Genomic DNA, 13,486 nt, shown 5'->3' on the forward strand with positions numbered 1-13,486 from the left:
AAAATAGGCTGTAAGAAGGACCTTGTGGGCCAGAGCCCATGGTGCTGTCAATGTCAGATACAGCACGATTGAAAGAAAAAAAGCAATAACCTTTGAAATTCTTGTATGCTCTTTACAAAGATTTAATCGGTGCATGAGTTACTCCTAATATTTCGGGTTTGACTTTTTTCAAAAAAACCACACAAAATGCGGTCATAATCCCCTCGATGATCATAACCGGAAAATGGGCGATGACCACCAGTTTCGACACCTCCATAAACGCCTCTCCCGTGAAGACTAAAGAAACACCCACCATGATGCTCGTTAGAAATACAGACAGGAACCCACAGGCAAATGCTGACCATAGAGAAATAAAAGTGTTTTTACTTCTTATTAAATAATTAAACATGTAAAAGCAAACAAGGGCAGGCATCACAACATTGACCGTATTGACCCCAAGGGCTGTAATCCCCCCGAATTGAAACAGGATGGATTGCAGGGTGAGGGCCACCAGAATTGCTGGAAAGGCCGCCCAACCTAACAGGAGCCCTATAACACCGTTTAATAAGAGGTGTACACTTGAAGGTCCGATAGGGACATGGATAAGAGATGCCACAAAAAAAGCTGATGACATTAAAGCCACCTGGGGTATACGGTCATAGTCCATTTTTTTTAGGGCCACGGCGCAACCAACCACAGTGATAGCGGCGCATGTCACCAGCACGGGTGCAGATAACACGCCTTCTGAAATATGCATAATATTTCTCCTTTCGTAAGTTGTCGGGTTCACGGTTCAATGTTCACGGTTATAAAACTCAACATTCGTCATGTATTGCTGATCCGTCGTTATGTGAATCGTTCATGGTTATCTTTCTCTCGTTAACCTTGCCAGTAGTATGGTTTATCTTTTTAATAGGCACTGAACCTTTGAACCATTGAACCCGTGAGCAATTACTTCATCTCCAGAGACTGAATCCAGATAATTGCATCCTGGCGAAGTTTCTTACCGTTGTGCTTGAGTTTTCCACTCACACCAAGTGCAGCAAAACCCCACCAACCTGCCTTGGGGATACCATAAGTAAAGATACCATTACCATCAGCTTTGATTATCTGGGCAATCATTGCGGCATGGGGTGCCTCAACTTTTGCCTTTTCTACAAAGGCGTTACCTTTAATATCATGATTCATGTATTCAACCCTAATTTTAGCATTGGGAACCGGTTTGCCACCACAGGTCACACGACCACGGAAGACGTTACCAACCCACAAGGCATAGGGCTTGTCTAAGGGAACGATCTCTACAGGCAGAGGATCACCTACCGGAACACTCCAGTCTGTTGGCGCACCAGCCACATTGAATATAATCTTAGCGCATTGCTGTATGTAGAAGTCCTTTGAATCTTCATAGTACGGTGCAGGAACAAAGTAAAAAATATGGTCTCCCATCCCCTTAAGCCTTACATTGACCTCATATGCCTTCCCGCTGTTGGTCAGGCTGGTAAAAGTAATAGGTTTTAACTCCTTAAGCAGGTCTGTTTTCTTCTTTTTGTGCATTGCACCAAAGGCTATGGATGGATGGATATTGCCTTTCTCATCCTTTCCAATATCCATGGTATGACCCGCCTCAAAGGGATGTGTGAAGATTATTTTCAGATTAAGCTTTTTTGTTTTTGGAACACTATTCGGCGAATAGATCATCTGAAAATGCGCATAGACCGGAACAGTTAATGCCATAAAAATTATAGCTGTTAACAGGGTAAAAAAAAATTTCATTTAAGCCTCCTTTTTTTTGTTAAAATATCCCAAGTGGGATTCCAACAAATTTTATTTTTCGGAGAACCGGTGCTAATCTATTGCTGCCAGGTTAACTGAACCTCCATTTTGGGTTTCAGGATCTGGAGCAAAAAAAATCCCCGGACCGAAATTAATCAATCCGGGGATTTCCCATTTTTATCCGCAAGATCATATGGCACCCCCTGTCCATGAAGGTTACGCATTTAATTCAGGCAGGTTTTCTGACTTTCGGATCATCCTACTTACCGCGCCTTCCCACCCGTTTTTTAACAGACAGTGACATTTTGCGGTGTTCGTCCCCGATCACAGCGGCGGGCCCATCCCCGATTTTAACGGGGTTCCCTCTTGGGCTCCCGAAGGAGCACCTGAAAATTATTTTAAATTTAACCAAAACCGGAATTAATGTCAACTAAAAGTTCAAATCTAATTAATGTCAGGAGGATCGTTTAATATCAGGTATTTTTGTGTTTTAATCATGGCTAATAGTAATTGGTAAGGCTGAGACTTCGTTTCAGCCGTTCCATGAAGAAATTAATTAATTCCGGGTAATAGGCCAGGCCTTTATAATAATCTTTGCCATCGTATTTAACCATGGGGCATTCCACAATAAAGCCCATGCCCTCCAAGGCCGTTCGCCAACTGTCTTCATCACCCATTAGATCCTCTTCAGCATGTAAACCGGCAATATACATCATAGGGATAATTTTCACTTTTTTATATTGGCTAACCATATCCTGGCGTTTTATGTGAGCGAGAACAGCCTCTGGGTCTGGAACACCTTCAATGCTAACGGCCAAGACATTGGGGTAGCGATCTGCCACAAGTCTTTCCATGCCAAGGTAAACAATATTTACAGGGTCAGCAGATAGGGGCGTACCATGCAAGGCCAAGAGATTAAGACCCTCAGCTGGGGATAGAAATTCTGCCTCGACCACTCCAAGGGTTTCTTTTATAAAACCCCAGCGATGAAGTAATGTTTCGCTCAGTAAAACTCGCAGGCCAGGAAAATATTCACAGGTTTCAGCCATTTGGTGATATTCGGTCCCTGGGAAAATATGAAGGGGCTGAACCACCACCTTGCGAAAGCCCATAGCCTCAACTTTTGCCAAGGTTTCTTGTAAGCTGGGAAGTCCCATTTTCTTGCGGATGATCTCAGAGGTATAGGCCCAAAATGTTTCGTGGTCTGGAAACCCTTGGGCAAGGTTTGCTTTAAAAATATCAAGAGCAGCCTTGGCTCGACTAGTTGAACCAAAGGCAGCAATAACGATGGCCGGTTTCTCTTTTAATTTTGGGAGCCGCATTTTTCGGCCAATATATTCATGTTGATGCATTTTAAATTCCTAATTTTTTTCTAATTCTTAATTGCTCTTCCTATCACTATCCTTTACCCATAGGATAAGAGCTTCCTTTTTGTCAAGAAAAGCATTTAAAAAAAGACAAAAGTACCATTCCCGTGTATTTAAATACTATTGATAAAACTAAAAACTATTTCTTGACTCTTTGTTATAAGAAGGCTATTTTGTCAAATATTTCAGGTGCTGCCAAGTGCAGTTAAAAGGGAATCCTGTGAAAGCCAGGAACGGACCCGCCGCTGTAACCGGGGATGAACGTCACCGACACCACTGTTCAATAAAATGATTTTACGGGAAGGTGTGACAAGTAAATAGATCCGGAAGTCAGAAAACCTGCCTGAATGTTTGGTCGTGTTGCTTGCGAGGATGAGAGCAGATCAACAGAATGAGGATAAAAACGGTTCCCATATCAGATAAAATTTGGTGTGGGATTTTTCATTTCTGCTCTGTCCCGCGTTATTGTAATTAATAATAACCGAGGAAATATTATGAAAAAATTTAAATCTACTGTACTCATCATTGTTCTGGGCCTGATCTTCAGCTCACATCTTTATGCCAAAACTGCCGCTAAAACAGCTATTATTATTGCGAGTTTTGGAACTACTGTGCCTGAAGCGGTTCAATCTATAGTTAATATAGAATCCAGAGTAAAGGCAGCTTTTCCTGATACCGAAGTCAGGGTTGTGTTTACATCCAATATTATCCGGTCGATCTGGGAAAAAAGAAGCAAGGAACCAAAGAAATGGTTAAAAAAAGGAATTTCAGAAGAAATACTCTTTACAAAAAATCTTCTTGCCACTTTTGGGGACTTGAAAAGTCAAGGATTTAAAGATGTTATCGTTCAACCCACCCATTTGTTTCACATGGAACAATACCACGATTTAACACAATATGTGAATGCTATTAAATCTATCAAAACCATCAGAGACAAATGGAAACCGTTTAATAAAATAGCGCTTGGTCGTCCGGCGCTTGGAACTGTCGGTGATGCATATCCTTATCATGATGATCTTAAACGGGCTGTAAAAACTTTTGCCGGCGATATTGCCCTTGCCAGACAAAAAGGGGCAGCCATTGTATATATGGGTCATGGTAATGAGGTGTGGTCTACGGGCATATATGTTGAGCTCCAGCAATTAATGAGAGAGACTTACCCCGAAGTTAAGACATTTGTTGGGAGTGTAGAAGGATATCCCGGTATTGAGGATGTTAAAAAAAGTCTGGGTCATTATACTCCTGAAATAAATAAAATCCTGTTAAAACCTTTAATGATTGTTGCCGGGGATCACGCTACCAATGACATGGCAAGCGATGAGGAAGATTCCTGGAAAACCATATTAACCAAGGCCGGATTTGATGTTGAAACAATTCTCCAGGGTCTTGGATCTAATGACCAGTTCGCAGATATCTTTATATCCAATATAAAAGATGCTGCAAAAGCTTCAGGCATCAGCCTGTAGAGTATGGCAAAAATTTGAGTATACCGGTTGCCATATTAAAAGGGAGAACGGGATATCTGGTGATCCTATTCTCCCTTTTTCTTGTTTTAATGATTCTCACTTCTTTATCCATGGGATATATCCATATTCCAATAACAGATATTGTCAGCATCCTTTATGGAAAAATAAGTGGTAACCTTCAAATCATTGAGAATACCAGTGATATTTTTCTGGCAGTGATATTTGATGTACGGCTTCCCAGAATACTTACCTGTGCAGGCGTTGGAGCAGCTCTTGCCGTGTCAGGTGGCTTGTTCCAGGGCATACTGTTAAACCCTCTTGCCGATCCTTATACGCTTGGCGTATCTGCCGGCGCAGCGTTTGGAGCCTGCATTGCTATTTTGTTGAATCTAAGCGCTGCCTTTGTTTCTGTCCCGGCATTTGCTTTTACCGGTGCCTGTACAACTCTATTTGTTGTTATATTTCTATCTTATTCTTCGAAAAATCCAATGTCCGGGCTTTCTTCCAATAATCTGATTCTATCTGGAATCATTGTTGCAGCCATCCTTTCCGCCGGAATCAGCTTTTTAAAATTTATTGCCAATGAACAAGTGTCTGTCATTATTTTCTGGCTTATGGGAAGCTTTGCATCCAAAACCTGGTTTGATTTTATCGCTGTTATGATTTTTCTGATAATAGGGCTTTTTATTTCAATATTTTTTGCACGTGATCTGAACCTGATCTCCCTTGGGGCCAAATCAGCGACAAGCCTGGGCGTAAACTTGAAGAGAGTAACTATAATCTTATTGGTAACCGGATCAATGCTGGCTGCGATCTGTGTATCCGTTTCAGGTATCATTGGCTTTGTGGGCCTTTTGGTCACGCACACAGTCCGGTTGATTACAGGGCCAGACAATCGAAAACTGATTCCTTTATCTATGCTGGCCGGTGCATTTTTGTTGTTGTTTGCCGATACCATTACCCGGGCTGTTCTTCCCCATGAAATACCCATCGGTGTCCTGACTGCCTTGACAGGCGGCCCGGTCTTTTGCTGGATCTTCAAAAAAAATCGATTTAAATAGAAAAAGAATGAAGCTAAATTTACATGACATCTCTTTTGCCTATGACAGTGATATGATAATCAAAAATATCGACTGTTCTTTTGTATCTGGAAATTTTTATTCAATTATCGGCCCCAATGGCAGTGGGAAGACCACTCTTCTGGATTTGATTTCAGGCTTTTTACAACCCCGCAGCGGTCATATTGATATCGATCAAGCACCCATTTTATCACTTTCAAAAAAACAAATTTCAAAAAAAATTGCTTTGGTTTCCCAGGACTATACCATAAACTTTCCTTTTAGCGTAAAAGATGTGGTGATGATGGGAAGGCATCCCTATATACCAAGGTTTTCACACCCTTCCGGCAGTGATATGGAAAGGGTGGATAAAATGATGGAAGTTACGGGTATCCATCATTTGCAGGACAGAAAAATCAATGAGCTGTCCGGAGGGGAAAGACAGCGGTGTGTGTTTGCCAGAGCCCTGTGCCAGGACACACAGGTTCTCTTACTGGATGAGGCATTCTCTAATATGGATATCAACCATACCCTGCAAATGCTCTCGCTTGTAAAACAATCTGTAAAAGAAAAGAACCAGCTTGTAATCAGCGTTTTTCATGATCTAAACCTTGCCTCCAGCTGGTCGAATTCGCTGCTGATGTTGAAAAATGGTGAAATAAAAGCATTTGGCAACTCCCAGGATATCCTGACACAACAGACAATTAAGGATGTCTTTAATGTGGCCTCAATTGTTGAATTTAATGAACATGTTCAAGCAAAGCAGGTGTATTATCCGTCAATTTAAAAACATAACAGGAATCATGCTTTTTATTATTTTTATTGTTTCGCTTCAGTGTTCTGCAGAAATACTTATCGATAAAAAAGGCCGGAAGATTATTTTTGAAAAACCCTTTACCAGGATTATTTCTCTCTACGGAGCCCATACGGAAAACCTTTATCACTTAGGCCTCGAGGATGTAATTGCGGGGGTTTCCATTAATGACACATTTCCTGCCCGGGTGGATAAAAAGCCAAAATTTTCATATCATGACGATTCTGAAAAATTTTTAGCCATTATGCCCGATCTTGTTCTGATAAGACCAATGATTGACAATGGTTATCCTAAATTGATGAGCAGGCTTGAGAAATCCGGTATTGCAGTCGTTTCTCTTCAACCTTCCGGTATAAATGAAATGTATGACTATTGGTTAAAATTAGGTCTGTTGACAGGAAAAATTCAGCAGGCAAAAAAAATGATCCGGGATTTTAAACGAAAAACAGACCTTATCAGAGCCAGGACTAACGGAATTCAAATCAAGAAAAAGGTCTACTTTCAGGCAATTCATACCAGGATGAAAACATTTACACAGGATGCAATGGCCATCTTCGCCCTTGAAACCGCAGGCGGTATCAATGTGGCCTCGGATGCAAAAGCATCAAGAAATACAAATATTGCCATCTATGGTAAGGAGCAAATCCTTGCAAAAGCATCACAAATTGATGTATTCCTTGCTCAAAAGGGTGTAATGAATTCAATAAGTATTGAACAGATAAAAAAAGAACCGGGATTTAATATTATTAAAGCTGTAAAAAAGAATCAAATATATTTAATTGATGAAAATATCGTATCTCGGCCAGTACCCAGACTTTATAAAGGAATTGTTTCAATTGGAACACTCCTTTATCCGGATATCTTTACTCAAGAGAAGCTTAACGAGGAACTATAATGGAAAACATTGGAAAACTATTCGGTGTAGGTGTTGGCCCCGGAGACCCTGAACTGATCACGGTAAAAGCCGTCAGAGTTATCAAAGAGGCTGATATTATTTTTACTGCTGCATCAACAAAAAATACATATAGCCTGGCTGTTGAGATTGCATCCCCCTACATATCACCTTCTGCCCGGGTTGAAAAACTGTCTTTTCCCATGACAAAGGATCTCAAAGAAGTTGAAACAGCCTGGATTCATAATACAAAACAAATAGCCAATCGTTTAAAACAGGGGAAAAATGCAGTCTTTTTAACGCTTGGTGATCCCACAACCTATTCCACCTTCGGTTATATTTTAAAAAAAATGGCCTGCATTATGCCGGAAGCGGCTATTGAGACCATTCCCGGTATTACCTCTTTTCATGCGGCATCAGCACGGCTCAACAGGATACTTGTGGAAGGGGAAGAATCTTTACTTGTGACCTCTGGAGCCTTTGGCGGTGATCGGATTCGACATATTGACGGTGTTGAAAATGTTGCCATAGTCAAAGCGTATAAAAATATTAAAGACATCAATAAGGCGCTGACAGAAACAGGTCTCAGCAAAAAATGTGTGGCCGTATCAAAATGTGGCCGTGAAAATGAAGAGATTATAAACAATCTTGATACACTTGAAAAAAGAGCCCCTGATTATTGGACACTGATACTGGCCTCTAAATGAACCAAATGAAGCGCAATGAAATAAAATATAAAAATCTTGCGTTTTCAATACTTTTCACGCTGACCTGTTTGCTTTTCAGCCTGAATTATTTTGAAAACATTAGCCTTGCTATCTGCATACAAAAGCTTGGAATACCATTATTAAGGCTGTTATTATTCATTTCCATCGGTCTTTTAGCTGGACAAGTGATTGAAAGTTTTGGTTGGACCCGGCAGGTTGCCATCCTTGCCAGACCGATCTTTGGGTTCTCAAATCTTGGAAACCGGTGCGGTGCTGCTTTTACAACAGCTTTTATCTCCGGATCGGCAGCTAATGCCATGCTTCTGGATTTTTATGAAGATAATAAAATCAATAAAATGCAGTTATTCCTGTCAAATTATATCAACCACTTTCCGGCCTTTTTCCTGCATCTGCCGACAACTGTTTTTATTGTTTTGCCCCTGACCGGCACTGCCGGAGCCCTCTACTTTATCATCACTTTTCTGGCTACACTATTGCGGACCATTTGCTTTCTTTTATTTGGCCGAATATACCTGAAAAAACATCATAATATTGACAAAGAACGCAGCTATACTGAGTCACCCTCCCCAAAAAATAAACGTGAAAAGGAAAATAAAAAAGATCTGACCGTCATAATAAAAAAGATTAAATCAAAACTGCCCGCACGCATTACTAATATTATTATCTGGGTTTTACCGATTTATACTATTGTTTTTATACTTAATTTGAATGGGGTTTTTGATTACTTGAACAAAACCTTGTCCAATTATGTCACAGTCACGATCATGCCGGTTGAATCCTTATCAGTTGTCATTTTAAGCTTTGCTGCTGAGTTTACATCAGGGTTTGCAGCCGCAGGAGCATTAATGGATGCGGGCGTTATAACTGTTAAACAAACGGTCATTGCTCTTTTGCTTGGAAATGTCCTTGCATTTCCCATCAGAGCTCTGCGCCACCAACTCCCAAGATATATGGGAATTTTCTCTCCCAAAATGGGCCTGCAACTGCTATTATCGGGTCAGTTATTCAGAGTATTGAGTATCATATTAATGGGGACCCTTTATTATATAGTGGCATGATATGAATCAAATAGACATTATCGGTATCGGCCTGGGCAAAGAAGATCTTACTTCAAGACACTTGGCGTTAATAAAAAAATGCGATGTGATGGTTGGCGGCAAACGGCATCTATCGATGTTTGACTATCCCGATATTCAAAAGATTCCCATCAAGAGTAACATAAATAGTATTATCGAAGCTATTAAAGAAAAAATGAGCCGTCACAAAATTGTTGTCTTAGCTTCAGGTGATCCATTGTTTTATGGTATTGGCTCCACACTAACTCAGCATTTTGATAAAAAGTATTTAAATATCTATTCAAATATCTCGTGTATCTCTGCTGCTTTTGCAGCAATAAAAGAGCCCTGGCACGATGCTAAAATAGTCAGCCTTCACGGGAAACAAAAAGAATCCTTCACATTTTCAAGGCTTGCGGAGGAGAATAAAATAGCATTTTTGACAAACCCGGAAAGGGGTCCGAAATATATTGCAGCAGGCCTGGTAAAAGAAAGCCTGTATGATTTCAAATTTTGTGTTTTAGAAAAGCTTGGGGACAGGGATAGAGAAAAGATAAGGTGGTTTGAAAAACTTGATCTGGTAAAAGAACAAACCTTTTCCCAACCCAATATTGTCATCTTACTAAAACACCTGAAAGAAAAAAGTTATTTTTCACATGAAACACATATCGGCATGGAGGATTCCCTATTTAAGCATTCAAAAGGACTGATAACCAAATCTGAAATTCGAAGCATTACCCTGTCTAAATTAAAGCTTATCAAAAAAGATCATGTCTTCTGGGACATCGGATCAGGCTCGGGTTCCGTCGGTATCGAGGCTTCATTTCAAATTCCCAGGGGCCATGTGTCTGCCATAGAGAAGCATCCTCAAAGAATTGCTGATATTATTCACAATATTAAAAACTTTAACTGCTCCAATGTAAAAGTAATGAATGCCGCCTTTCCAGAAGGGATAGAAGAGTTAAAGACACCGGATCGAATTTTTATCGGCGGGGGCGGGAAAAACCTTGAACAAATCATAAAAGCAGCCTGTGACAAACTTACTCCCTCTGGAATTATTGTGATAAATACCGTCTTGTTGCAAAATCTTGAAACTGCTTTAAAACTCTTAAAAAAAAATAAATTTGATCCTCGCTTTGTACAAATTCAGGTATGCCGATCAAAAGGCATGCCATTTGGAGACCGGCTTGAAGCATTAAACCCGGTTTGGATTATTTCAGGATCAAAACCTTAAGGCAATGAATATGAAAAAAAATAAAAATAAAGTTGTTTTTGCCGGCGCAGGACCGGGTGATCCTGACCTCATCACTATTAAGTCCAGGAATGCGCTGAAAACAGCTGATCTGATCATTTATGCCGGATCTTTAGTACCTGAAGCGGTGCTGAGCTGGAAGGGCAGGGATACTGAAACAAAATCAAGCGCTGACATGGATCTTGATCAAATTATTGATACCATAAAAACCTATCATGACAAGGGGAAAAAAATCGTCCGCCTCCATACAGGAGATCCTTCTTTATATGGTGCTATTTTTGAACAAATGAGAGAGCTTGAAAAACTCAATATCCCCTATGAGGTTATTCCGGGTGTTACAGCAGCATTTGCCGCATCTGCAAAAATGAACATGGAATATACGCTACCCGAGGTAACCCAAACCTTAATCCTCACAAGGATATCAGGAAGAACACCGGTACCTGAATCGGAAAACCTTGAAAAACTGGCTTCCCACAAGGCTTCCATGGCGATATATCTTAGCATCGGTCATGTTCAAAAAGTTCAAAAAATTCTGGAAAAACATTACGGCAAAGAATCACTTTGTGCCATCGCTTATAAGGTGAGTCATCCTGAAGAAAAAATAATTTATACTAAACTAAACCGGCTTGTAAAAACATGTGAAGACAATGAGATCACAAAGCATGCCCTGATCATTGCCGGCAAAGCTGTAGAAGCAGGTTTCAAGAAAAATGACATCTTAAAATCAAAATTATATGATTCGACATTCTCCCATGGATATAGAGACGCAGAAAAATAAAACTAATTTTAAATCTATTGCCATCTGGGCTATCACACCCAATGGAAAGGTTTTGGGACAAAAAATTCAAGCGGTGCTTAGAGACTCTGTCCTTTTTGTCTCCGCTAAAATTTTCAAAGGTGATGGCCTTGATAAAAATACCATCACCTTTGAAAAACTATCCAAAGAGATCCTTCAACAATTTAATAAATTTTCAGGTCATATTTTTATTTTTTCAACGGGCATTGCCGTTCGAATCATTGCCCCTTTATTGAAATCAAAAACCATCGACCCTGCAGTCGTTATTGCAGATGATAATGGAAACCATGCCATCAGCCTTATATCAGGACATCTGGGGGGAGCTAATGCGCTGACAAAAAAAATTGCTCCCATCATTAACGCCTTACCCGTTATTACTACAGCAACAGACACTAACCAGCTTCCATCCATTGATCTGATTGCAAAGGACAGAGGCCTTTATATTGAAACCCCGCAGAACATTAAAGTAATTAACATGGCATTTCTCATGGGAAAGCCCATAAGTTTATATGATCCTTTGGGATTCATTAATAATAATCTGCCAAATACATTTAGAACGGATACAATCAATACAGATCCATCGAAAAAAAAAATTTTCTGCTCTTACGAAAGCAAAAATGTTTCACGTGAAACTTTAATTTTAAGACCACCCGTTATAAGCATAGGTATTGGATGTAACAGAGGAACAAAGTGTGAAGAAATTAAACTGTTTTTATTACTGGTTTTGAAAAACGAAGGTCTGTCCGTTAACAGTATTGATCGGTTTGCAACAACAGACATTAAAAAGGATGAGCCCGGTTTATTAGCTCTCTCAAAAGAAATGAGGATTCAAATAGATTTTTATGACAAAAAAGATTTGAATTCTGTTAAAACAATTGAGACTCCGTCAAAGATGGTTGAGAAACATTTAGGAGTTAAGAGTGTCTGCGAGGCTGCAGCCATTCTGTCAGCCAACAACGGGAAACTGATTGTTCCAAAAAAGAAAAACAAGGATGTCACTATCGCAGTGGCAATAAAAAAATGACACTATATGTTATTGGTACAGGCCCCGGAGATATTGCCTATATGTCCGGAAGGGCAGTCGAAATCATAAAACAGTTAGACTGTGTAGCAGGATACACGACCTATCTTGATTTGATTGCAGATCTCGTCAAAGACAAACAAATTATTTCAACCGGCATGATGAAAGAGGTAGAAAGAGTTGAAAAAGCCATCGAACATACCTTGACCGGAAAATCATGCGCTCTTATTTCAGGCGGTGATCCAGGAATTTATGCCATGGCAGGCCTTGTATTTGAAATTTGTAAACAGCGAGATATAAAACTTGTAAGAGCCCGAAAGAGAAAAGATCTCCCTGATTACGACACCAGCCTGATTCTTGAAATTATTCCGGGGATTCCGGCTCTGGCAGCCGGTGCGGCATTGGCCGGGGCGCCTTTGACCCATGATTTTGCTGCAATTTCTCTAAGTGATCTTTTAACCCCTTGGAAAAAAATTGAAAAACGGCTGAGCTGTGCAGCCATGGCAGATTTTGTCATAGTGTTGTATAATCCGAAAAGCAAAAAAAGGGATTGGCAGTTAAAAAGGGCTGCCGAACTTATATTGGAACACAGGGATGCGGCGACTCCTGTTGGAATTGTCACCGGTGCCATGAGGGAAAATCAACGCGTCTCATTTACAACCCTGGGTCAAATGGATACGGCACAGGTCGGAATGCAGACGGTCGTGTTTATCGGTTCCAGTGCTTCGCTAAGATATCTTGATTTTCTGTTTACGCCAAGAGGATATTCAAAAAAATATGACATTTGAAACTATCAAACACCCATCAGGAGACACTATGAAAGGATATATCCAAGTATATACAGGCGATGGCAAGGGGAAAACAACTGCAAGCCTGGGGCTTGCAATCAGGGCTGCCGGAGCAGGCCTTAAGGTCTATATTGTTCAGTTTTTGAAAAAAGGGGATTACTCTGAAATCAAAGCCCTGTCCAAATTCGAGAATATCACGGTTAAACAATACGGGCTTGGAAAATTTGTTAAGGGAAAACCGTCTGATGAAGATATCCTTTCCGGTGCTGAAGGCTATCTGAAATTATGTGAAATTTTAAAACAAAACAAACATGACGTGGTCATCGCCGAAGAAGGGAATGTTGCGGTCATGTGCAATCTTATATCAGAAGCGGAACTATTGGCACTGATGGATATGAAACCTGAAAATATAGAACTGGTAATCACAGGACGGGGAGCAACCGCCACAGTAATAGAAAAAGCAGATCTTGTTACGGAAATGAAAGAAATCAAACATT

General features: G+C 40.3%; 14 protein-coding genes and 2 riboswitches. Of the genes, 11 read left to right on the forward strand and 3 right to left on the reverse strand.

All coding sequences use genetic code 11. The features are described from left to right. Positions 1 to 112: 112 nt before the first annotated feature. From cbiM to K8S13_RS16070, 3 genes are all read right to left on the reverse strand, one after another. Positions 113 to 736 (reverse strand): cobalt transporter CbiM, encoded by a 624-nt coding sequence (gene cbiM, locus K8S13_RS16060; RefSeq protein WP_291464031.1) that lies wholly within the window; start codon positions 734 to 736, stop codon positions 113 to 115. 194 nt (positions 737 to 930) lie between these two features. Continuing rightward, positions 931 to 1,752 (reverse strand): DUF4198 domain-containing protein, encoded by an 822-nt coding sequence (locus tag K8S13_RS16065; protein WP_291464032.1) that lies wholly within the window; start codon positions 1,750 to 1,752, stop codon positions 931 to 933. 214 nt (positions 1,753 to 1,966) lie between these two features. Continuing rightward, positions 1,967 to 2,157: riboswitch (cobalamin riboswitch) on the reverse strand. Positions 2,158 to 2,252: 95 nt separating this feature from the next. Beyond that, a complete protein-coding gene (locus K8S13_RS16070) occupies positions 2,253 to 3,104 on the reverse strand; it encodes a sirohydrochlorin cobaltochelatase (RefSeq protein ID WP_291464033.1) in 852 nt (283 codons plus the stop codon). 185 nt (positions 3,105 to 3,289) lie between these two features. After that, a riboswitch (cobalamin riboswitch) is annotated at positions 3,290 to 3,481 on the forward strand. Positions 3,482 to 3,613: 132 nt separating this feature from the next. Here K8S13_RS16070 and K8S13_RS16075 point away from each other — a divergent pair. The 11 genes from K8S13_RS16075 to K8S13_RS16125 all read left to right on the forward strand — a co-directional run. Continuing rightward, positions 3,614 to 4,585, forward strand: a complete 972-nt coding sequence (locus K8S13_RS16075; protein ID WP_291464034.1) for a sirohydrochlorin cobaltochelatase — start codon at positions 3,614 to 3,616, stop codon at positions 4,583 to 4,585. A 14-nt stretch (positions 4,586 to 4,599) separates the two neighbouring features. After that, entirely contained in the window at positions 4,600 to 5,646 is a 1,047-nt protein-coding gene (locus K8S13_RS16080) for a FecCD family ABC transporter permease (RefSeq protein WP_367172669.1), read from the forward strand. A 7-nt stretch (positions 5,647 to 5,653) separates the two neighbouring features. Next, on the forward strand, positions 5,654 to 6,430 hold the full coding sequence (locus K8S13_RS16085; protein ID WP_291464036.1) for an ABC transporter ATP-binding protein: 777 nt from the start codon (positions 5,654 to 5,656) through the stop codon (positions 6,428 to 6,430). 16 nt (positions 6,431 to 6,446) lie between these two features. After that, a complete protein-coding gene (locus tag K8S13_RS16090; RefSeq protein WP_291464038.1) occupies positions 6,447 to 7,352 on the forward strand; it encodes an ABC transporter substrate-binding protein in 906 nt (301 codons plus the stop codon). Beyond that, positions 7,352 to 8,056: a precorrin-2 C(20)-methyltransferase gene (cobI, locus tag K8S13_RS16095; RefSeq protein ID WP_291464040.1), complete on the forward strand. Its 705-nt coding sequence runs from the start codon at positions 7,352 to 7,354 to the stop codon at positions 8,054 to 8,056. The genes K8S13_RS16090 and cobI overlap by 1 nt, the downstream gene beginning before the upstream one ends. Next, a complete protein-coding gene (locus tag K8S13_RS16100; RefSeq protein ID WP_291464041.1) occupies positions 8,053 to 9,135 on the forward strand; it encodes a nucleoside recognition protein in 1,083 nt (360 codons plus the stop codon). The genes cobI and K8S13_RS16100 overlap by 4 nt, the downstream gene beginning before the upstream one ends. A 1-nt stretch (position 9,136) precedes the next feature. Continuing rightward, positions 9,137 to 10,366 (forward strand): precorrin-6y C5,15-methyltransferase (decarboxylating) subunit CbiE, encoded by a 1,230-nt coding sequence (cbiE, locus tag K8S13_RS16105; RefSeq protein WP_291464043.1) that lies wholly within the window; start codon positions 9,137 to 9,139, stop codon positions 10,364 to 10,366. Positions 10,367 to 10,376: 10 nt separating this feature from the next. Further along, positions 10,377 to 11,162: a precorrin-4 C(11)-methyltransferase gene (cobM, locus tag K8S13_RS16110; protein ID WP_291464045.1), complete on the forward strand. Its 786-nt coding sequence runs from the start codon at positions 10,377 to 10,379 to the stop codon at positions 11,160 to 11,162. Further along, the gene (locus K8S13_RS16115) at positions 11,119 to 12,204 is read left to right on the forward strand and encodes a cobalt-precorrin 5A hydrolase (RefSeq protein WP_291464047.1); all 1,086 of its coding nucleotides are present in this window, start codon (positions 11,119 to 11,121) and stop codon (positions 12,202 to 12,204) included. Before cobM ends, K8S13_RS16115 begins: the two co-directional genes overlap by 44 nt. Next, complete coding sequence (gene cobJ / locus K8S13_RS16120; protein WP_291464048.1) at positions 12,201 to 12,989, forward strand: precorrin-3B C(17)-methyltransferase; 789 nt, start codon at positions 12,201 to 12,203, stop codon at positions 12,987 to 12,989. Before K8S13_RS16115 ends, cobJ begins: the two co-directional genes overlap by 4 nt. A gap of 28 nt (positions 12,990 to 13,017) precedes the next feature. Next, the coding region (locus tag K8S13_RS16125) for a cob(I)yrinic acid a,c-diamide adenosyltransferase (RefSeq protein WP_291464050.1) at positions 13,018 to 13,486 on the forward strand (469 nt) is incomplete at its 3' end.

It is taken from the genome of Desulfobacula sp., assembly GCF_021107415.1.

Coding starts and splice junctions, on each gene's coding strand:
- cbiM (WP_291464031.1), bottom strand. CDS start 736: ATGCATATTTCAGAAGGCGTGTTATCTGCACCCGTGCTGGTGACATGC.
- K8S13_RS16065 (WP_291464032.1), bottom strand. CDS start 1,752: ATGAAATTTTTTTTTACCCTGTTAACAGCTATAATTTTTATGGCATTA.
- K8S13_RS16070 (WP_291464033.1), bottom strand. CDS start 3,104: ATGCATCAACATGAATATATTGGCCGAAAAATGCGGCTCCCAAAATTA.
- K8S13_RS16075 (WP_291464034.1), top strand. CDS start 3,614: ATGAAAAAATTTAAATCTACTGTACTCATCATTGTTCTGGGCCTGATC.
- K8S13_RS16085 (WP_291464036.1), top strand. CDS start 5,654: ATGAAGCTAAATTTACATGACATCTCTTTTGCCTATGACAGTGATATG.
- K8S13_RS16090 (WP_291464038.1), top strand. CDS start 6,447: ATGCTTTTTATTATTTTTATTGTTTCGCTTCAGTGTTCTGCAGAAATA.
- cobI (WP_291464040.1), top strand. CDS start 7,352: ATGGAAAACATTGGAAAACTATTCGGTGTAGGTGTTGGCCCCGGAGAC.
- K8S13_RS16100 (WP_291464041.1), top strand. CDS start 8,053: ATGAACCAAATGAAGCGCAATGAAATAAAATATAAAAATCTTGCGTTT.
- cbiE (WP_291464043.1), top strand. CDS start 9,137: ATGAATCAAATAGACATTATCGGTATCGGCCTGGGCAAAGAAGATCTT.
- cobM (WP_291464045.1), top strand. CDS start 10,377: ATGAAAAAAAATAAAAATAAAGTTGTTTTTGCCGGCGCAGGACCGGGT.
- K8S13_RS16115 (WP_291464047.1), top strand. CDS start 11,119: ATGATTCGACATTCTCCCATGGATATAGAGACGCAGAAAAATAAAACT.
- cobJ (WP_291464048.1), top strand. CDS start 12,201: ATGACACTATATGTTATTGGTACAGGCCCCGGAGATATTGCCTATATG.